20 protein-coding genes are annotated in these 19,285 nt (G+C 69.6%); 14 read left to right on the top strand and 6 right to left on the bottom strand.

Annotation, left to right across the window (positions count from 1 at the left end; all coding sequences use genetic code 11):
* Window positions 1-16 precede the first annotated feature (16 nt).
* From kduI to ABGB08_RS00215, 3 genes are read left to right on the top strand one after another with little or no spacing between them, the layout of a single operon-like run.
* A complete protein-coding gene (gene kduI / locus ABGB08_RS00225) occupies window positions 17-823 on the top strand; it encodes a 5-dehydro-4-deoxy-D-glucuronate isomerase (protein ID WP_347584339.1) in 807 nt (268 codons plus the stop codon).
* Entirely contained in the window at window positions 820-1,572 is a 753-nt protein-coding gene (locus ABGB08_RS00220) for an SDR family oxidoreductase (RefSeq protein WP_347584338.1), read from the top strand. The genes kduI and ABGB08_RS00220 overlap by 4 nt, the downstream gene beginning before the upstream one ends.
* Before the next feature lie 15 nt (window positions 1,573-1,587).
* On the top strand, window positions 1,588-2,349 hold the full coding sequence (locus ABGB08_RS00215; protein ID WP_347584337.1) for an IclR family transcriptional regulator: 762 nt from the start codon (window positions 1,588-1,590) through the stop codon (window positions 2,347-2,349).
* Here the strand turns inward: ABGB08_RS00215 and ABGB08_RS00210 are convergent.
* Entirely contained in the window at window positions 2,336-3,265 is a 930-nt protein-coding gene (locus ABGB08_RS00210) for a sugar kinase (protein WP_347584336.1), read from the bottom strand. The two genes, ABGB08_RS00215 and ABGB08_RS00210, sit on opposite strands and share 14 nt — an antisense overlap.
* A gap of 63 nt (window positions 3,266-3,328) precedes the next feature.
* On the opposite strand from ABGB08_RS00210, the gene ABGB08_RS00205 reads away from it, so the two are divergent.
* Complete coding sequence (locus ABGB08_RS00205) at window positions 3,329-3,514, top strand: tautomerase family protein (RefSeq protein WP_155351773.1); 186 nt, start codon at window positions 3,329-3,331, stop codon at window positions 3,512-3,514.
* A 51-nt stretch (window positions 3,515-3,565) separates the two neighbouring features.
* Here the strand turns inward: ABGB08_RS00205 and ABGB08_RS00200 are convergent, their stop codons facing one another.
* Window positions 3,566-5,056, bottom strand: coding sequence for a sodium:solute symporter family protein (locus ABGB08_RS00200; protein ID WP_347584335.1), 1,491 nt, complete (start codon window positions 5,054-5,056; stop codon window positions 3,566-3,568).
* 286 nt (window positions 5,057-5,342) lie between these two features.
* On the opposite strand from ABGB08_RS00200, the gene ABGB08_RS00195 reads away from it, so the two are divergent.
* The 7 genes from ABGB08_RS00195 (at window position 5,343) to ABGB08_RS00165 (ending at window position 13,265) form a co-directional block, all read left to right on the top strand.
* Complete coding sequence (locus ABGB08_RS00195) at window positions 5,343-6,608, top strand: pectate lyase (RefSeq protein WP_347584334.1); 1,266 nt, start codon at window positions 5,343-5,345, stop codon at window positions 6,606-6,608.
* A gap of 108 nt (window positions 6,609-6,716) precedes the next feature.
* A complete protein-coding gene (locus ABGB08_RS00190) occupies window positions 6,717-9,245 on the top strand; it encodes a DNA translocase FtsK 4TM domain-containing protein (protein ID WP_347584333.1) in 2,529 nt (842 codons plus the stop codon).
* Between the two features lie 101 nt (window positions 9,246-9,346).
* Entirely contained in the window at window positions 9,347-10,090 is a 744-nt protein-coding gene (locus ABGB08_RS00185) for a RodZ domain-containing protein (RefSeq protein ID WP_347584332.1), read from the top strand.
* Window positions 10,091-10,119: 29 nt separating this feature from the next.
* Complete coding sequence (gene rimO / locus ABGB08_RS00180) at window positions 10,120-11,526, top strand: 30S ribosomal protein S12 methylthiotransferase RimO (protein WP_347584331.1); 1,407 nt, start codon at window positions 10,120-10,122, stop codon at window positions 11,524-11,526.
* 98 nt (window positions 11,527-11,624) lie between these two features.
* Window positions 11,625-12,176, top strand: a complete 552-nt coding sequence (gene pgsA / locus ABGB08_RS00175) for a CDP-diacylglycerol--glycerol-3-phosphate 3-phosphatidyltransferase (protein WP_347585806.1) — start codon at window positions 11,625-11,627, stop codon at window positions 12,174-12,176.
* Window positions 12,173-12,661, top strand: a complete 489-nt coding sequence (locus tag ABGB08_RS00170; RefSeq protein WP_347584330.1) for a nicotinamide-nucleotide amidohydrolase family protein — start codon at window positions 12,173-12,175, stop codon at window positions 12,659-12,661. Before pgsA ends, ABGB08_RS00170 begins: the two co-directional genes overlap by 4 nt.
* Before the next feature lie 247 nt (window positions 12,662-12,908).
* A complete protein-coding gene (locus tag ABGB08_RS00165; RefSeq protein ID WP_155360398.1) occupies window positions 12,909-13,265 on the top strand; it encodes a helix-turn-helix transcriptional regulator in 357 nt (118 codons plus the stop codon).
* Here ABGB08_RS00165 and ABGB08_RS00160 read toward each other — a convergent pair.
* The gene (locus tag ABGB08_RS00160) at window positions 13,243-14,049 is read right to left on the bottom strand and encodes a DNA-formamidopyrimidine glycosylase family protein (RefSeq protein ID WP_347584329.1); all 807 of its coding nucleotides are present in this window, start codon (window positions 14,047-14,049) and stop codon (window positions 13,243-13,245) included. The genes ABGB08_RS00165 and ABGB08_RS00160 overlap by 23 nt on opposite strands.
* Complete coding sequence (locus ABGB08_RS00155; RefSeq protein ID WP_155351781.1) at window positions 14,049-14,513, bottom strand: Rrf2 family transcriptional regulator; 465 nt, start codon at window positions 14,511-14,513, stop codon at window positions 14,049-14,051. The genes ABGB08_RS00160 and ABGB08_RS00155 overlap by 1 nt, the downstream gene beginning before the upstream one ends.
* A gap of 170 nt (window positions 14,514-14,683) precedes the next feature.
* Here ABGB08_RS00155 and ABGB08_RS00150 point away from each other — a divergent pair, with 170 nt between their 5' ends.
* Both ABGB08_RS00150 and ABGB08_RS00145 read left to right on the top strand, forming a co-directional pair.
* Complete coding sequence (locus ABGB08_RS00150; protein ID WP_347584328.1) at window positions 14,684-15,358, top strand: ATP-binding cassette domain-containing protein; 675 nt, start codon at window positions 14,684-14,686, stop codon at window positions 15,356-15,358.
* Window positions 15,359-15,469: 111 nt separating this feature from the next.
* Window positions 15,470-16,750, top strand: a complete 1,281-nt coding sequence (locus ABGB08_RS00145) for an RNA-guided endonuclease TnpB family protein (protein ID WP_347584327.1) — start codon at window positions 15,470-15,472, stop codon at window positions 16,748-16,750.
* Here ABGB08_RS00145 and ABGB08_RS00140 read toward each other — a convergent pair.
* Window positions 16,738-17,001 carry a hypothetical protein gene (locus tag ABGB08_RS00140; protein WP_347584326.1) on the bottom strand — a complete coding sequence of 88 codons (264 nt, stop codon included), beginning with the start codon at window positions 16,999-17,001 and terminating at the stop codon, window positions 16,738-16,740. The two genes, ABGB08_RS00145 and ABGB08_RS00140, sit on opposite strands and share 13 nt — an antisense overlap.
* A gap of 121 nt (window positions 17,002-17,122) precedes the next feature.
* Here ABGB08_RS00140 and ABGB08_RS00135 point away from each other — a divergent pair, with 121 nt between their 5' ends.
* Entirely contained in the window at window positions 17,123-17,344 is a 222-nt protein-coding gene (locus ABGB08_RS00135; RefSeq protein ID WP_347584325.1) for an ABC-2 family transporter protein, read from the top strand.
* 3 nt (window positions 17,345-17,347) lie between these two features.
* On the opposite strand, the gene ABGB08_RS00130 is transcribed toward ABGB08_RS00135, so the two are convergent.
* Window positions 17,348-19,228, bottom strand: coding sequence for an endonuclease/exonuclease/phosphatase family protein (locus tag ABGB08_RS00130; RefSeq protein WP_347584324.1), 1,881 nt, complete (start codon window positions 19,226-19,228; stop codon window positions 17,348-17,350).
* Between the last annotated feature and the right edge of the window lie 57 nt (window positions 19,229-19,285).

The following is a 19,285-nucleotide window of genomic DNA, read 5'->3' as shown; positions in this document are numbered from 1 at the left end:
GGAATACGGAGCTCGTATGGACATCAGGCACGCCACCGCGCCCGACCAGATCCCCGGCATGAGCACCAGCGGGCTGCGGGCCCGGTTCCTGGCCGAGGACCTGTTCGCGGCGGGCGAGGTGCGGCTGCTCTACGTGCATGAGGATCGTCTGGTCCTCGGTGGGGTGATTCCCGGTCCCGAACCGTTGCCGCTGCCCTGTCCAGAGCCGCTCGGATCGGCATATTTCCTGGAACGCCGGGAGTTGGGCGTCGTGAACGTCGGTGAGCCGGGCGTGGTGACCGTGGACGGAGTGGCCTACCCGCTGGCGGGCAAGGAGTGCCTCTACATCGGCAGGGGAGCGGTTGAGGTCACCTTCGCCGCGGGGGCGTTCTACCTGGTGTCGACCACCGCGCACACGACCTTCCCGACCATGAAGTCCGCCGATCCCGAACCGGTGCGGATGGGCGGCCGGGAAGGCGCAAACGAGAGGGTGATTTATAAGCACATCCATGCCAAAGGGGTGCGCAGCTGTCAGCTGGTGCTCGGGGTGACCGTGCTCGCGCCCGGGAGCATGTGGAACACGATGCCCTGCCACACCCACCGGCGGCGCACGGAGGCGTACCTGTACTTCGATCTCGAACCCGAGCACCGGGTCGTGCATCTGATGGGCGAGCCCACCGAGACGCGCAACCTGATCCTCGCCGACCGGCAGGCGGTGATCTCGCCGCCGTGGTCGGTTCACTGCGGGTTCGGCACCCGGAGCTACTCCTTCGTGTGGGCGATGGGCGGGGAGAACCAGGCGTACGAGGACATGGACCTGGTCGCGATCGGCGGCCTGCGGTGACGCTCTTCTCGCTGGCGGGCCGGACCGCGCTGGTCACCGGGGCCAGGACCGGCATCGGGCGGGCCATCGCGGTCGGGCTCGCCCGGGCGGGGGCCGACCTGGTCCTGCACGGTCACCGCGACGACCTGGACGACGTCGAAGCCGACGTGGTCGCGCTCGGGCGCAAGGCCGACCGCTGGGTCCTCGATCTGGCGCTGCCTGCCGCCATCGGGCCCGCCGCCGCCGAGCTGCTGCGGGTCCGGCAGGTGGACGTCCTGGTGAACAACGCCGGAATCATCCGCAGAGCCCCCGCCGCCGAGCATTCCTACCGCGACTGGAAGGACGTGCTCAACGTCAACCTGGACGCGGTCTTCCTGCTCAGCCAGGTGTTCGGCGCGCCGATGGTGTCGCGCGGCACCGGGAAGATCATCATGCTGGCGTCGATGCTCTCCTTCCAGGGCGGTGTCACCGTGCCCGGGTACACTGCCGCCAAGCACGCGGTGGCCGGGCTGACCCGCGCGCTCGCCTGCGAATGGGCCGGGACGGGCGTGCAGGTGAACGCGATCGCGCCCGGGTATGTCGCGACCGGCAACACCGCCGTGCTGCGCGCCGACACCGAGCGGGAGGCCGCCATCCGGGCGCGGATTCCGGCGGGGCGGTGGGGCACTCCCGATGACATCCAGGGCGCGGCCGTCTTCCTGGCGGCGCGCGCGTCGGACTACGTCAACGGCCACGTGCTGGCCGTGGACGGCGGCTGGCTGGCCCGATAGTAGGCTCGGGTTGTGGTGAGGGAAGGCAGTTCCATCGACAAGGCGCTCGCGGTTCTCGAGGCGATCGCCGAACATCACCGGATCACCGACATCGCGGCGGCCACCGGCGTGTCCAAGTCGACCGTGCATCGCATCCTGCAGTCGCTCGTGGAGTGGGGTTTCGCCCGTACGGACGGGAACGGGGGATACGAGCCAGGCCCGCGCATTCTCACGCTCGCCGGGCGGGTGATGAGCCGGTTCGACCCTGCTCGGCAGGCGGCCGGCGCGCTCCGGGCATTGCATGAGAGGACCGGCTTCACCACGCATTTCGCCATTCGCAGCGGGGACGAAGCGGTCTACGTGGAGAAGCTGGAGGGGCGGCGGCCCTACCAGATGCCGTCCCGGGTCGGGATGAGCCTGCGCCTCTACTGCACCGCGATCGGCAAGGCCGTGCTCGCCCAGCTCGACGACGACGAGGTCCGCGCCATCTGCGCCCGCACCGAGCTGGTACGGCTCACGCCCAACACCATCACCGGCGAAGAAGAACTACTCGCCCACCTGAGCCGGGTACGGGCCCTCGGTTACGCGGTCGACGACGAGGAGAACGTCCCCGGCATCCGCTGCGTCGGCGCGGCCGTCTTCGACCACACCGGCCAGGTCCTCGGCGGCATCTCGATCTCCACCCTCGCCATGGACCTGGAACGCGAAGCCCTCCGCGAACTGGCCCCGGAAATCGTCTCGGCGGCCCGCGAGGTCTCACTCGCCCTAGGCGCACCCACAACGCTCACGCTCCGCTGACTGTTTCCGCGAGCAGGCTTTCGATTTCGAGGGTGTCCGCGACTCTTCCGGTGCCGCCTTGGCCCGCCAGGGAGATCGAGGCGGCGGCTGTGCCGGCGCGGACCGCGTCCAGGAGGGATGCGCCTCGGGACAGCCAGGCGGCGAGGGCGCCGGTGAAGTTGTCGCCCGCGCCGGTCTGGTCGACGATCACGGGGGTGGGGACGGCGGGGACCAGGTCCGCGAAGTCTCCGGTGTCGAGGAGGACGCCGTCGGCGCCCATGGTGACCGCGACGGCGGGGGCGCCGAGTTGGCGGACGCGGCGGGCGGTCTCCCGGGGGTCGGCGGTGCCCAGGAGGGCGAGGCTGTCGCCGGGAGCGGAGATCTTCAGGAGTGCGGTGTGGGGGGCGACGGCCGCCAGGGTGGTTGTCGCGGCCTCCGGTCCGGTGAGGCGGGAGCGGTAGTTGGGGTCGTACACGACCAGGCCGGTGGCGGCGCGGGCCGCGGTGCGCACGGCCGCGTCGCAGCTGTCGGAGAGGGCGGCGGTGATGCCGCTGAGCACCAGGACGCGGGCGTCGGCGACGGGGGAGCCGGGGAGGTCGGCGGCGGAGAGGCGGGAGGCGGCGCTGCCGTGGCGCATGTAGGCGAAGGCGCGGGTTCCGCTCGGGTCCGCGCCGACCGCGTACGCGCCCGTGGAGCCGGGTCCGGGGACCATCCAGCGGGTGTCCACGCCGCGTGACCCGGCGAACCTGATCAGCCGCGCCCCGAACTCGTCCTCGCCGAGCAGGGTGACCAGCGCGGTCCTGGCCCCGGCGGAGGCCGCCGCCACCGCCACGTTGAGCGCGTCGCCGGAGAACGACAGCCGGAAGGTCTCGGCCTCGGTCAGTGCCCGGTCCGCCGAGAACTCGACCAGCGGTTCGCCCATCACGACGACGTCCATACTCACCTTGTTTCATGTAGCGGAATATGATGTTATGTTACGCAACGCCTGAGGAGGATTCTAATGCCCAACATCACTGTGGAGCTCTTGTCCGGCCGGACGATGGACCAGCGCCGGGACTTCGTGGCCGCCGTGACCGAAGCGGCGGTCGACATCCTCAAGGCCCGCCAGGAGGCCGTGCGCATCGTGTTCTGGGAGATCGAGAAGTCTGACGTGGCCAACGGCGGCACCTTGGAATCCGATAAGTAGGCCTTCTGCTTAACACACAACGCGAAAGACCCCGCCGCGGCGGGGTCTTTCTCATGCGCGGGCCGGTTGCTCCGCCGGATCGGAGTCCAGCGAGTCGATCAGCTCGTCCCGGTCCCTGGTGTTCTCTGGCCGGAGGAGGCCCACCACGACGTAGAGCACCAGCGAGGTCACCAGCGGCACCCCTACCACCATCGCCTGATCGGTGGACTCGATGATCCACTTGATGTACGCCCAGACGCTCAGCCCGGCCGCCCAGGACACGATCGCGGCCGTCGGCCCGCTCCGCCGGAACCACGGCAACATGCCCAGCATCAGCGGAATGGAGATCGGCCCCATCGTCGCCGCGACCAGGTCGACGACGATCTTGAGCACCACGCCCTGCCCTTCGGTGGAGATCGCGATCACCATGCTGATCAGCACGAACGAGAACGTGGTCACCCGGGCGAAGGTCAGCTGCGCGTGGTCGGTCAGCTGCCGGACCCGGCGGACCAGCACCGGCGCGATGTCCCGCGTGATCACCGAGGAGATCACGTTGGCGTCCGAGGACACCATGGCCATCGTGTGCGAGAAGAACCCGGCCAGCACGAGCCCGATCACGCCCTGCGGGAGCAGGGTCTGCGCCAGCCGTACATAGGCCTCCTCGGGGTTGGCGAGGCCCGGCACGATGAGGGGCGCGGCGAACATCGGGATGAACAGGATCAGTGGCCAGACCAGCCACAGGCCGCTGGACAGCAGCGCCGAGCGCTTGGCCGCGCTCCCGGAGGGCGCGGCCATGTAGCGCTGCGCCAGGTTCCACATGCCGCCGTTGTACTCGAAGGTCTTGATGAACAGCAGCGCCAGGAAGAACGTCCCGGTGTACGGCCCGGCGAACGGATCCCCGTGCCCCGCCGGCAACCGCTCCCACATCGTCCACAGCGTGGAGACCCCGCCCAGGTGCGCGAGAACGGCGAGGAACATCGCGATCCCCGCCACGCCCTGGATGACGAACTGCCCGAAGTCGGTCAGCACGTCGGCCCACAGCCCGCCCGCCGTGATGTAGACCATGGTCACCACGCCGGTGATCAGGATCCCCCACCCGATCGGGATCCCGGCGAAGCCCTTCAGCAGGATCGAGATGGCCACCCACTTGGCGGCGATGTCGACCACCTTCAGCAGCGCGCCGCTGTAGGCGAGCACCTGCTGGGCCGGCAGGTTGTAGCGCCGGGCCAGATACTCCAGCGGCGAGGCGACCCCGTGCTTGGAGCGCAGCCGGTTCCAGCGCGCCGCCCACAGGAACGCGCCGATGCCGACGCCGAGGCCGATGGTGAGCGCCCACCAGACGTACATGGCCAGCCCGTACGTGTACGCCACCGCCGCGAACGCGACAAACATGATCGCGCTATAGCCGGACATGTGATGCGAGATGCCGGCCAGCCACCAGGGGATCTTCCCGCGTGCGGTGAAGAAGTCGATGACGGTGGCGATGCGGCCCTTGGACCAGATGCCGATGCCGATCATCACGATGAAGTACGCGGCCAGGACGGACCAATCGAGAACGGACATTCTGCCTCCTCCTTGTGCTGAGGAGGTTTCACTACACAGAATGATGTGTCAATACATAGAACAAGCGAAGTTGAAACTTTCAGGGAGGGTGTGCTGTTCGTGCATTTCGGCGAGATCTCTGGGCCCGTACTGTTCCGCTACATGGAACGTCCTGCTTATGTTGTGCGTACCGACTAAAGGAAGGGAGGCCATCGCACTTCCACCAACGCCCTTCTCGTATGTCCCGGCCACCTGACCTGTCCGGGGCGTTGCTTTTGAAGATCAACTCTCCGAAGGGAAACTGATCGTGTTACGACGAAGTCTCACCCTCGCGCTCGGCCTGGTGCTGGCGGCGGCCGTCGCCGTCGTGGCCCAGGGCACGGCCTCGGCCGCGCCGGCGCCAGGTACGTACACGCTGGTCAACGGCAACAGCGGCCAGTGCCTTGACGTCCTCAACTTCAGCACGGCCGACAACGCGTCGGTGATCCAGTTCACCTGCACCGGCGGCACCAACCAGCGGTTCACCCTGGCGACGCAGGGGAGCGGCTTCCGCCTCGCCGCGGCGCACAGCGGCAAGTGCCTCGGCGTCGTCGGCGCCAGCACGTCGGCGGGCAAGGCCGTGCAGCAGCAGACCTGTAACGGCGCGACCTCGCAGACGTGGACGCTCACCCAGGTCGGCTCGCTCTACCGGGTGATCAACGTCAACAGCGCCAAGTGCCTGAACATCAAGGACAGCTCGACCGCCACCGGCGCGATCGCGCAGCAGAACTCGTGCGACTCGGTGACGAGCAAGCACTGGAACTTCGCGCCCGCGGGCTCCACCCCGACCGTCACCCCCACCCCGACCCCCACCCCCTCGGTCACCCCGACCACGAACCCGCCTCTTCCTGGCTGGCCCAGCGCGAACGGGCAGCAGGCGGTGCCGACGACGATCAGCGTCAGCGGCACCCTGGACGGCGGGATGAGGCGTTACTACGGCACCGGTGACCTGGGCAGCGGCAGCCAGGACGAGGACCAGGGCCCGATCTTCCAGCTGGCCAACGGCGCCACATTGCGCAACGTCATCCTGGGCGCCCCGGCCGCCGACGGCATCCACTGCATGGGCACCTGCACGCTGCAGAACGTCTGGTGGGAGGACGTCGGCGAGGACGCCGCCACCTTCCGGGGCAGCTCCTCGTCCCAGACCATGACCATCGACGGCGGCGGCGCGCGACTGGCGTCCGACAAGGTCTTCCAGCACAACGGCCCCGGCACGATGTACATCAGGAACTTCCAGTTCCAGAACATCGGCAAGGTCTACCGCTCGTGCGGCAACTGCTCCACCCAGCACCAGCGGAATGTCGTGATCTCGAACATCACCGTCACCAGGCCCGCGTCGGCGATCGCCGGGATCAACACCAACTATGGCGACACCGCCCGCATCTCCGGCGTCACCATCGTCAACGACCCGAGCAGGGCGGTCGTGGTCTGCGAGAAGTACCGGGGCACCACCTCCGGTGAGCCCACCAAGATCGGCAGCGGTGCCGATGGCGTGAACTGCATCTACAACGCCTCCGACATCTCCTACCGGTGATGCCGGCTCCGGTCGCCCCGGCCCGCCGGGGCGACCGGAGCTCTTTCTCGTCCGGCCGACGGCGTGCCGCCATGACTCCCGCAGGTCTCGCGTCGTACGTTGGTCATCATGGCCACCCGTGCGTCTGGAAGCGGATCCGGAAAGCGCCCTGCCCAGCGCTCCGGCTCTCGTCCGGCTGCCGCGAAGCGGACGCCATCATCCTCGGGGCGGCGTGCGCCCGCGCGTCCGGCAGCCCGCAAGGCCGCGCCGAAACGGTCGGTCGGCACCGGGCAGGATCCGGTCAGCTGGGTCTTCATGATGATCGGCAAGCTGGTCATCGGGCTCTGGCTGCTGGTCGCCAACGGCATGGGCGGCGCCGTACGGTCGCTGGGACAGGGGGCGAAGGAGTTGGACCCCGTACACCGGCGCGACGGCGCCGGATTCGCCGTGCTGGCCGGATCGATCACGCTCGCGGCCTTGACCTGGCGGGACAAGAAGGGCGAGTTCGCCACCGTCGTCGACGCGATCGTGCACGGCGCGGTCGGGTCGCTGGCCTGGTCGGTGCCGGTGCTGATGGCGCTGCTGTCCTGGCGGTTCCTGCGGCATCCGGACCAGAACGCCGAGACCGGGCGCATGGTCATCGGGTGGGCCGCGCTGCTGGCCGGGATCCTCGGGGTCGTGCACGTGGCGCATGACACGCCGTACCCGTCCGGGGGGCCGGGGGACGGGATGGAGAAGGTGTCGCAGGCGGGCGGCATGCTCGGGTTCGTGGTGTCGGCGCCGCCCGCCAGCATCCTGCCCGCGTTCGTGACGATCCCGCTGCTGCTGATGTTGTCCGGGTTCGGGGTGCTGGTGATCACGGCCACGCCGGTGCACCGCGTGCCGGAGCGGCTGTCGGAGATCCGGCATCTGCTGTTCCAGCGGCCCGCCGAGGGCAGCGCGCCGCCGTCCACGGCGCCGCCGCGCAAGCGCAAGCGGACCAAGCCGGAGCCGGAGGTGGGCGACCGGGTCAAGCCGTACGACACCCCGGTGATCAAGGAGAACTCACCGGAGATCATGCCGGGGTTCGAGCCGGAGCCCGTGGCCGCGGCGCCGGAACCCCCGCTGTCGCCGCCGGAGCCGACGCCCGCGCCGCGCAAGGTCGAGCAGCTGGTGCTGTCGCCGCAGGCCGGTCCGTACACCCTGCCGGACGCGATGGCGCTGCGCCCGGGCAGCGCGCCCAAGGCGGAGACCAAGGCGAACAAGATCGTGGTGAACGCGCTGTCCAGCGTGCTGGAGCAGTTCGCCATCGACGCCCAGGTGATCGGTTTCACCCGGGGCCCGACGGTCACCCGCTACGAGATCGAGCTGGGCCCGTCGGTGAAGGTGGAGAAGGTCACCGCCCTCGCCAAGAACATCGCTTATGCCGTTAAATCCGCCGACGTCCGGATTCTGTCGCCCATTCCCGGAAAATCCGCTATTGGGGTGGAGATTCCGAACACCGATAAGGATCTGGTGTCGCTGGGGGACGTGCTGCGCTCGCAGGTCGCCCAGGCCGACCACCATCCGATGATCGTCGGGCTCGGCAAGGACGTCGAGGGCCGCACAATAGTGGCCAACCTCGCCAAGATGCCGCACATCCTGATCGCCGGCGCGACCGGCGCGGGCAAGTCCACCTGCATCAACGGCCTGATCACCTCGATCCTGATGCGCTCCACCCCGGACGAGGTACGGATGGTCCTGGTCGACCCCAAACGGGTCGAACTCAATATGTACGAGGGCATCCCCCACCTGATCACCCCCATCATCACCAACCCCAAGAAGGCCGCCGAGGCCCTCGAATGGGTGGTGGGCGAGATGGACCGCCGCTACGACGACCTCGCCGCCAGCGGCTTCCGGCACGTGGACGACTTCAACAAGGCGGTCCGCGCGGGCACGCTCGTGCCGCCGCCGGGAAGTGAGCGGGTCTACCAGCCGTATCCGTACCTGCTGGTGATCGTGGACGAGCTGGCCGACCTGATGATGGTCGCCCCGCGCGACGTGGAGGACTCCATCGTCCGGATCACCCAGCTGGCCCGCGCCGCCGGGATCCACCTGGTCATCGCCACCCAGCGCCCGTCGGTGGACGTGGTGACCGGCCTGATCAAGGCCAACGTGCCGTCCCGGCTGGCGTTCGCCACCTCCTCGCTGGCCGACTCCCGGGTCATCCTGGACCAGCCGGGCGCCGAGAAGCTGGTCGGCCAGGGTGACGCGCTGTTCCTGCCGATGGGCGCGAGCAAGCCGATGCGGCTGCAGAACGCGTTCGTCTCGGAGAAGGAGATCTCCGAGATCGTCGCCCACTGCAAGGCGCAGATGCAGGTCGAGTACCGCGACGACGTGGCCGCCTCGGCGGTGGCCAAGCGGGAGATCGACGAGGAGATCGGCGACGACCTGGATCTGCTGGTGCAGGCCGCCGAGCTGATCGTCACCACCCAGTTCGGCTCCACCTCGATGCTCCAGCGCAAGCTCCGGGTGGGCTTCGCCAAGGCGGGCCGCCTGATGGACCTGCTGGAGAGCCGGAACGTGGTCGGCCCGAGCGAGGGTTCCAAGGCCCGCGAGGTCAAGGTGAAACCCGATGAGCTGCCGGGCCTGCTGGCCGACCTGCGCGGTGGCGAACCCCCGGCAAATACCGACGCCTAGCCCCTTTGTTGGACAAAGGGGACCCCGCTGCTCAACGCCGTGAAGGTGACTGATTGAATATGAATAACTACGCAACGTCGGGCGGCGGGAGGCGTTGACCTATGTCAATCGGGGCAATTCTGGCGGAGGCACGGCAGCATGCGGGACTGTCCGTAGCCGAACTGAGTGAACGCACGCGGATCAGGGAAGCCGTGATCAACGCGGTGGAACGGGATGACTATTCCATCTGCGGCGGCGACTTCTACGCGCGCGGCCATCTGCGATCGATGGCCAAAGAACTCAACCTGGATCCGGACGCGCTGGTCCGGCAGTACAACGACTCGTACGGCGGGCTCCAGGTCCAGGTCCGCGCGTCCGAGATGTTCAAGGGCGACACCCCCATCAAGCTGTACGAGCGGCGCACGCCGAACTGGACCATGGCGATGGCGATCGCGCTGGGCATCGCGATGGTGTTCGGGCTGGTCCGGATCATGGGCTCGCAGTCCTCGCAGACACAGACCGCGGCCAAGGCGGGCGCGGCGATACCCAAGGCTCCGGCCAAGCCGGCGCCCGCGGTGCCGCTGACCCGGCCGGTCACGGCGGTGGCCGACCTGGTCACCGTGAAGATCTCGGCCACCAGCGCGGCCTGGGTGAACGTACGGGACGTCAAGGGCAAGATCCTTTATCAGGGCATGATGGCCTCAGGCGACTCGGAGACCTTCAAGGCCCGCAAGAAGATCAAGATGACCTTCGGGGACGCCGGGGCGATGCGCGTCGTGGTCAACGGCAAGGACCTTGGAGCTCCAGGAAGATCGGGACAGACGGTGCGCCGGACGTACGGGCCGGGGGTCCCGCGTCCCCGGTAGGTTCCGACTCCCGATACCGTAGTTTCATCATGTCTTCTCGCCGAACCGTATCGATGGTCACCCTGGGTTGCGCCCGTAACGAGGTCGACTCGGAAGAGCTGGCCGCGCGCCTGGAATCCGCGGGCTGGCAACTGGGGGACGATGACCCGGACGTCATCGTGGTGAACACCTGCGGCTTCATCGAGTCGGCGAAGAAGGACTCGATCGACACGCTGCTGGCGGCCGCCGACTCCGGCGCCAAAGTGGTCGCGGCCGGCTGCATGGCGGAGCGCTACGGGGCCGAACTGGCCGACGCGCTCCCCGAGGCGGCGGCCGTCATCTCCTTCGACGACTACACCGACATCGGCGGGCGACTCGACGACGTGCTCGCCGGTCGCCCGCTCAAGCCGCACTCCCCGCGCGACCGGCGCACGCTGCTGCCGATCAGCCCCGTCGAGCGGGTCAACGGCAGCGCGCACATCCCCGGCCACGGGGCGCTGCCGGCCGGCCTGGCCCCGGCCAGTGGCCCGCGGACGCTGCGCAAGCGGCTCAGCGGCGGCCCGGTGGCCTCGCTCAAGCTGGCCTCCGGCTGCGACCGGCGCTGCACGTTCTGCGCCATCCCGGCCTTCCGCGGGGCCTACGTGTCACGCCAGCCCGACGATCTGGTCGCCGAGGCGGCCTGGCTGGCCGAGCAGGGCGTCCGGGAGCTCGTGCTGGTCAGCGAGAACTCCACGTCGTACGGGAAGGATCTGGGCGATCTGAGGGCCCTGGAGAAGCTGCTGCCCCGGCTGGCCGGGGTGGACGGCATCGACCGGGTCCGGGTCAGCTACCTGCAGCCCGCCGAGCTCCGGCCCGGCCTGCTCGACGTGATCGCCGCGACCGAGGGCGTCGCCCCCTACTTCGACCTGTCGTTCCAGCACGCCAGCGGCCCGGTGCTGCGCCGGATGCGCCGGTTCGGCGACCCGCGGCGGTTCCTGGACCTGCTGGCCCAGGTGCGCGAGCGCGCCCCCGAGGCGGGCGTGCGCTCCAACTTCATCGTCGGCTTCCCCGGCGAGACCGAGGCGCAGTTCGCCGAGCTCGCCGACTTCCTCACCGAGGCCAGGCTGGACGTCATCGGCGTCTTCGGCTACTCCGACGAGGACGGCACCGAGGCCGCCTCCTTCGACGGCAAGCTGGACCCGGACGAGGTCGAGCAGCGGGTGGCGGCCCTCACCGAGCTGGCCGAGGAGCTGACCGCCCAGCGCGCCGAGGAGCGCATCGGCACCGAGCTGGAGGTGCTGATCGAGGAGGATCTGGGCGACGGCGGCTACGAGGGCCGCGCCGCCCACCAGGGCCCCGAGGTCGACGGGGCGGTCACCGTCCAGGGCATCGGCCTGCTGCCCGGCCAGATCGTCCGCGCCGTCGCGGTGGATTCGGAAGGGGTTGACCTGATCGCCCGTATCAAGGCTGGTTCGTGAGCGAGAGCAGCGAGCAGACCGCACAGAAGTCCGGCGCCGAGGCCCCCATGGTCTCGGCGGCGGTTCCTGACGCGGCCGGCGGCCTGGAGGCGAGACCGATGGTCAGCACCTGGAACATCGCCAACGCGCTCACCGTGGCGCGGCTGGCGATCGTCCCGGTCTTCATCGTCTTCCTGTTCGCGCCTGGCCAGGGCTGGCGGATCGCCGCGCTGGCGGTCTTCCTGGTGGCCTCCCTCACCGACCAGCTGGACGGCTGGCTGGCCCGGCGCTACGGCCTGGTCACCGACTTCGGCAAGATCGCCGACCCGATCGCCGACAAGGCCCTGATCGGCTCGGCGCTGGTCTGCCTGTCGCTGCTCGGCGAGATCGCCTGGTGGGTGACCGTGGTGATCATCGCCAGAGAATTGGGCGTGACTTTGCTTAGGTTCGCGGTTATCCGGCATGGGGTGATCCCGGCCAGCTACGGCGGCAAGGTCAAGACCGTGCTGCAGATCCTGGCCATCGCGCTCTACATGTGGCCGGGCGTGCCCGATCTGGCCCGCTGGTCGGCGATGGCGCTGGCGTTGCTGGTGACCGTGGCCACCGGCCTGGACTACGTGTTCCGCGCGATCCGGTTGCGGCAGGTGGCGAGGAGGTCGCGGGCCGCATGACGGCTTCGGAGATCCTCGCGGCGCTGGTCGGCAGGAAGGCGACCGTGGCCGTGGCCGAGTCGCTGACCGGCGGCCTGATCGGCGCGGCCCTGACGACGCCCAGCGGCGCGTCCGCGGCCTTCGCGGGGGGCGTCATCGCGTACGCGACGGAGCTCAAGGCCAGGCTGCTGGGCGTGCCCGAGGACCTGCTGGCCAGGGAGGGCGCCGTGCACCCGGCCGTGGCCGCCGCGATGGCGGCGGGGGTGCGCGCGCTGGCCCGATCCGACTACGGCCTGGCCGTCACCGGCGTGGCCGGGCCCGACCCCCAGGACGGCCGGCCGGTCGGCACCGTGCACGTGGCCGTCGCCGGCCCGGAAAACCAGGTCTGGCACCGGGACCTGCTGCTCAACGGCTCGCGTGAGAACATCCGCGCGCACACCTGTCAGGAGGCGCTGGACCTACTTCTAGGTGTGCTGCAGGTCAATTCGGGGGAACATTCAGGATGATTACCGCGTTACGTCCCCAGCGAACATGCTCACCTCGGTCTGCCGCGGTGTCGCTCGATACAGGTACGGTGGAGCTGTGAGTGAGGTCCGAGAGCCATTGGCGAGGAGTAAGGCAAGGACGCGCCCGGCGAAGGGGCCGAGCGATCCCCTGATGACAGCGAGGAATATGTACGAAGGGCGAGGAAAGCGATACGAACCGACAACGCGGAACGTCGTGCCGACGCCCGCGCCGGGGAGGGAGCGACAGATGGTCCTGCTGCGTCAGCTGCTCGGTGACGTCCTGCGGCGGCTGAGAGTGCGTCAGAGCCGCACGCTGCGCGAGGTTTCCACGCTGGCCCGTGTCTCTCTCGGCTACCTGTCCGAGGTGGAACGCGGTCAGAAGGAGGCATCCTCCGAGCTGCTTGCCTCGATCTGCGGCGCGCTGGGCGTTCCGCTGTCGCAGGTGCTTCGTGAAGTGTCCGACCAGTTCGCGCTCGCCGAGCTGCAGCATGCCCCGGTTCTGGCCGATGTGCCGGAGCACGAGCGGCTGCCGATCTCGGAGACCGTGCCTACAGGTCCTGAGTTCGGGGACTTCCCCGAGGTCAAGGACATGGTGGCGGCCTAGCCCTGTTGGCAGGTCCGGCACCAGTAGACCAGCCGTTCGGCTGGTTGTGAGCCGATCTCTTTACTACTACTGGATTTCCGCAGACACGGCAGGGGCGGCGTGCCCTGCCATAGACCCACATCGCACGCCCCGGCCTCGGATCACCGGTCGTCACCGGTCCAGGCCCTTCTTTGCTCGATTCCATCAGGCGGTGCGCGAGCTCGACCAGCTCCGCCAGGTCCGCCACCGATCCCACCGCACCGACGTCGCGCCACGGCGACAGACGCGCCAGGAACAGCGTCTCGGCCCGCCAGATCGTGCCGATCCCCGCCAGGTTGCGCTGGTCCAGCAGCGCCTCTCCGATGGTGCGCCCGGGTTCCCTCGCCAGGTTGGCGGCGGCCCGTTCGGCGTCCCAGTCCGCGCCCAGCAGGTCGGGGCCCAGATGGCCGACGACCTGGTCCTCGCGCGCGGTCGGGAGCAGGTCGACCATGCCGAGCCGTACCCCGACGGCCTGCCATTCGGCGTTGGCCAGGATCAGCCGGATCACGTCGCCGCCGCGGACCGGCCGCCCGGTGGGGTGGATCCGCCAGCTGCCGTCCATCCTCAGGTGGGTGTGCACGGTGAGGCCGCCCTCGACCCGGGTGAGCAGGTGTTTGCCGCGCGACTCGGTGCTCAGCACCCGGCGCCCGCGCAGGTCGGCGGTGGCGTGCCGGGGCACCCGGAAGTCGGATCTGGTCAGCGCCCGGCCGTCCAGTGCCGCGCGCAGCGTCTTCGCGGTGCGGTAGACCGCGTCCCCCTCGGGCATCAGACGGGGGTGTGGGAGTCCCAGGCCGAGGGGTCGTTGGACAGGTCGGTGACCCGCTTGGGCAGGTCGCCGCTGGCGATCTGGTCCAGCGTGACCTCTTCCAGGATGGCCCGCTCGCTGGCCCGCAGCGCGATCCACACCTGCTGCAGCGCCTGCGCCGCGCCCGTGTAGCCGACGTGTTCCGGCCGCTCGCCGCGCACGTTGGCCAGCGGGCCGTCCACCGCCCTGATAACGTCGGCCAAGGAGATCTGGGAGGCCGGGCGGGCCAGCACGTAGCCGCCCTCGGGGCCGCGCTGGCCGCGCACCAGACCGGCCCTGCGCATCTGCAGCAGGATGTTCTCCAGGTACTTGGGCGGCATCTCCTGGCCCTTGGCGAGTTCGCCCACGGTGGTGGGGCCTTCCCCGGACGCGGCGAGTTCGGCGGCGGCGCGGAGAGCATAGTCGACACGGGCAGAAAGTCGCATGTAGTCGATTATCCCGCCTGGTTGGCCGTGGTTAGACGGAGGGCCCGCAAATCATGCGCCCGGACCGGAACCGATACCGGGGGCCAATAGGGATATATCACCCAAAAAATGACATGCGCGCTGCGGTGCGGGCTTGGTCTACTGGCCAGGTCCAGGGGAATGGGGGATGGATGACGGTCATCGCGGTGCGGGAGCTTTCGCGCCACTACCGGGTGCGGATCTCCGGCCAGCGCAGCGGCCTGCGGCGGCTGTTACGGCCGCGGCTGAGCACCCTGCCCGCGGTCCAGGATGTCTCCTTCTCCGTCGACGCCGGGGAGATCGTCGGTTTCGTCGGCCCGAACGGCGCCGGCAAGACGACCGTGCTGAAATGCCTGTCCGGCGTGCTGCATCCGACCTCCGGCGCCATCGACGTGCTCGGCTTCACCCCGCACCAGCGGCAGCGCGACTTCCTGACGCGCATCACCCTGGTGATGGGCCAGCGCAACCAGCTGCTCTGGGACCTGCCGGCCTGGGACAGCTTCCTGGCCAACCAAGCGATCTACAGCATCGGCGCGGCGGAATTCCGTACGACGACCGACGAGCTGACCGAATTACCGAGGAGCCGCAGAAGGCTCCGTCCTTCAGAACGCGGTCCCCGTCGGGGATGGCCCGCCGTCAGGCGGGGCAGCCCGGAGCGCGGGCCCGGGACCGGTCAGGGTCGGCGCTGCTGTTTGATGCGCCGCCTGATGATCGAGGGTGGGGCGCTGCGGGAAGCGGAGAAATGGGTTTCTTCGCGGTGGGGGGCATCGCGTCATCGAAGACATTCCGTGACGTTGCGCCGATTTGTGGCCACAAGGACCGGATGAACGTGGGGGGAGGTGCCTGCCATGCGGATATTCGGGTTCCGCTGCCATCGGCCACGCGCTAGTGTGTTCGAGTCGTGACAGTGTGTGGCCGGTGCGGGAAGGGGTTCCGGGGTGAGGCTGCGCTACAACTACCGGCTCTACCCCGACCCCTCCCAGCGCCAGGCTCTCGCCCGGCTGTTCGGCTGTGTCCGGGTGGTGTGGAATGACGCGCTGGCGATGCGCAAAGCGGCACGGAAGGCCGGGCAGCCCTGGATCGGCGGCGGAGATCTGCAGAAGATCTGTGTCACCGCGGCCAAACGGACGCCGGAGCGCGGGTGGCTGGTTGAGGTGTCCCCGGTCCCGCTCCAGCAGTCCTTGCGTGACCTGGATGTCGCCTACCGGAACTTCTTCGACTCGGTCAGCGGGAAACGTAAGGGCCCGCGGATGGGGCTGCCGGTGTTCAAGTCGCGGCGGGACCGGCGCCAGTCAGCCCGATTCAACCGCAACGCCTTCCGCCTGCCCGGCGACGGGACGCTGTACCTGGCCAAGATCGGGAGAATCGAGGTCCGCTGGTCGCGGGAGCTGCCCGCGGTGCCATCGTCGGTCACGGTCATTCAGGATGCGGCGGGCCGCTTGTTCGCCTCGTTCGTGATCGAGGTCGAGGACGCTGGGCAGGCGCTGGCCGAGGCGGAGGCCGAGGTCGGGATCGATCTGGGGTTGACGCATTATGCGGTCCTGTCGGACGGCACGAAGATCGCCAATCCGCGGTGGCTGCGCCGCCGGGCCAGGCGGCTGGCCCGGCTGCAGCGGAATCTGTCCCGGAAGGAGAAGGGGAGCAAGAACCGGGAGAAGGCGCGGATCGCGGTGGCCCGGCAGCACGTCAAGGTGGGCGACGCGCGCCGGGATTTCCTGCACCAGACCAGCACGTCGATCATCCGTGAGAACCAAACGGTGGCGATCGAGGATCTGGCGGTGTCGGGGTTGGCCCGCGGCCGGTTGGCCAAATCGGTGAACGATGCGTCCTGGGGTGCGTTCCGTACCTTGCTGGGCGGGAAGGCGGCCCGGTATGGGCGGATGCTCATCGCGGTCGGCCGCTGGTTTCCCTCCTCGCAGCTGTGCCCATGCTGCGGCTGGCGGAACGGGACGGTGCCGTTGGGGGTGCGGGAGTGGGACTGCCCGTCCTGCGGGGAGCACCACGACCGCGACGTGGCGGCCGCGTTGAACATCCTGGCCGAGGGTCTGCGCCTGCGCGCGCAGGCGGTGGAGGCGGCCCTCGTCAGGGAAGAGCAGGACAAGGACGTGGTGGCCGCCGGGCTGGCGGACACGGAAAACGACTGTGGAGGGCGGGTAAGACCAGGTGAGGCAATTCCAACCCTGGCGCCGCCCGCAACCTACGACGCTTACGCGGCGTAGCAGAAGCAGTAAGTCCCCCACGGCGACGTGGGGGAGTCCCCGGCGTTCACGCCGGGGAGGATGTCAATCTCCCTCGGCTCGGTGCACAAGCCGTCCGGCAGTTCAGCCTGTGCGAGCGCGGCCCGGTGCGAACTCGCCGCTGCCATGCTGCACCGCCCGGCCGTGCTCTTCCTGGACGAACCGACCTGGGACTGGACTTCGACGCCCAGGACGCGGTGCGCTCCTTCGTCCGTGACTACCTCCGGCGGCATGCAGCGACGGTGCTGCTGACCAGCCACTACCTCGACGACATCACCTCCCTCGCGTCGTGGGTGCTGATCATCGGCAGCGGCCGATCGCCTATGACGGGGCGCTGGGCGACCTGGTCGGGAGGTGGGTCGTTTCCCGGTCGACTTCTACGGCGGCGTCACCGCGTGGATCTTCACGTTCTTCGTGCCGATCGCCCTGATCACCGTCTTTCCCGCCCGGGCGCTGCTGGGCGACCTGCCGATCGCGGCCGCGGGCGCCTCAGCCGCCGCCGCGGCGCTCGCCCTGGCCCTCGCCACGCTGGTGTGGCGTGCCGCGCTGCGCTCCTACGAGGGCGCCAGCTCCTGAGGCTCAGTTCAGCCGGAGCCGGACGACCACCGGCAGATGGTCGGAGAACGGCACCCGGGGCACGGACGCCGAGACCACCTGCAGGCCGGGCGTGATCAGCACGTGGTCGATCCTCTTGACCGGGTTCTCGGTCGGGGAGGTCGGCGGATCGCCCTGGGCGATCAGCGGATCGGTGAGCCCGGCGGCCGCCAGCACCCGCATCTCCGGGTCGTCCTTGGTGGTGTTGAGGTCGCCCGCGAGGATCACCGGCCGGGGTGTCCCGCCGCTGGCCGCCGCCACCGCCGCGACGGCGGTGTTCCCGGCCGCGAGACCCTGGGCCAGCGCGGCCACCTCGGGGGCCTGGCCTGGCGGGGCCTGCAGGTGGGTGTTGACGATGCCGATCTCGAGCCCGCCCACGGTCAGCACGATCGCCTGGGCCTGCGCGCCGGTCGGATGGTCATGTTCGCCGAGCCGGTTCGAGACGGCCTCCCTGACCGGCAGGTTGGTGAGCAGGGCGTCGCCCCAGAGCCGGTCGGCGGCGGGCGCGAAGTAATAGCCCATGCCGAGCCCCTGCGCGATCCGGTCCAGGTCGTCGTGGCCGCCGTTGAGCAGCCAGCCCCGGTCGACCTCGCTGAGCAGCACCACGTCGGGCCGTACCGTCCTGGCCCAGGCGGCGATCCGGTCCAGGTCGAGGGTGCCGGTCAGGCCGTACCCCATCCTGATGTTGTACGCGACGAGCGTGAACTCCTTGCCTTCCACGGTCTGCGTGGCGGGGATGGTCCGCCAGGTCAGAGCGGCGATCACGAGCGGCGGCAGCAGCAGCCCGGCGAGCGTGCCGGAGACCAGGACCCGCAGCCTGATCCGGGGCGTCGCCACGAGGCCGCCGTCGAGCCGCCGTCCGACGCCGATCAGGGCGGCGGCCACGCCGATCACCATCGGCACGATCGTGTTGGGGAAGCCCAGGTCGGCGTCGTACGAGGCGTAGAACGCGAACGTGGCGACCAGGAACACCAGCGTGCCCGCGAGCAGCGCGGCCCCAGGCCGTTTCCGTCCGGGACTCAGGGTGGCCAGGCCCAGGCATCCGCCCAGACCGGCCGCCAGCAGGATGGCCTGCGCGCTGCCGACCACCGGCGAGAAGACGCCGATCAGCAGCCCGGCCGGGAACAGCACCCGGTAGACGTGGACCGGCGCGTTCGCCAGGAGCGGCGCGATCGCGAACGGGACCAGGCTGAGGCAGGCGACGCCCAGCGCCGCCACCGAGGCCGCCGCCGCGAACTCGTTGCTCCCGCCGGACCAGCTGCCGGTCATCGCCGCCCCCGGCCCCAGATACTGGCCGGTCAGGAACAGCGCCGGGCCGAGCAGGAACCAGACGGCCGCCGGAGCGGTGTCCTCTCCCGGCCTGGCGAGGAGCGCGGACCACAGGAAGGCGGCTGGGACTCCGATGGCGGGGAACCAGGGGAACAGGCCGTCCTGCCAGATCAGGTCCACGTGGTCGATCGCGATGTGCAGCAGGCCGCTGAGGCCGAGTCCCAGGGCTATCCCAACCGGCACGGCCGCGCGGGGCAGCGTGCGGGCGCAGCCGTACAGGAAGAAGAGGCCGGCGCAGACGCTCGCGGCGGAGAGGTAGAGCTGCGGGGTGCCGCCGTCAGTGCCTTGGAGGGCGATCCTGGTGGCGGCGAGCACGGCGGCCCCGCTGAGCATGACCGCCCGAGGGCCAAGGAACCGGGCGATCGCGATCGCGGTGAACGGGATCACGAACCAGAGGGCCGCGAACAAGCCGAGTTGTTCTGGTGGGGTGTCGCCCGCCCGGCCGTACAGGGTGATGAGGGACGGGAGGAAGACCCGCAGCGCGTCGAGAAGCAGCAGGAGGCCCAGGGTGAGGGCGGCGATCGGCCAGCGGGACATGAGCACTCCTCCGCGTTGGACATGAGTGATCCTTGTAGCCCGCAGGTGTGGTATCAA

Source organism: Acrocarpospora sp. B8E8 (assembly GCF_039871605.1).
GTDB lineage: Bacteria > Actinomycetota > Actinomycetes > Streptosporangiales > Streptosporangiaceae > Acrocarpospora > Acrocarpospora macrocephala.
This window is presented reverse-complemented; position numbering and strand designations above follow the sequence as displayed.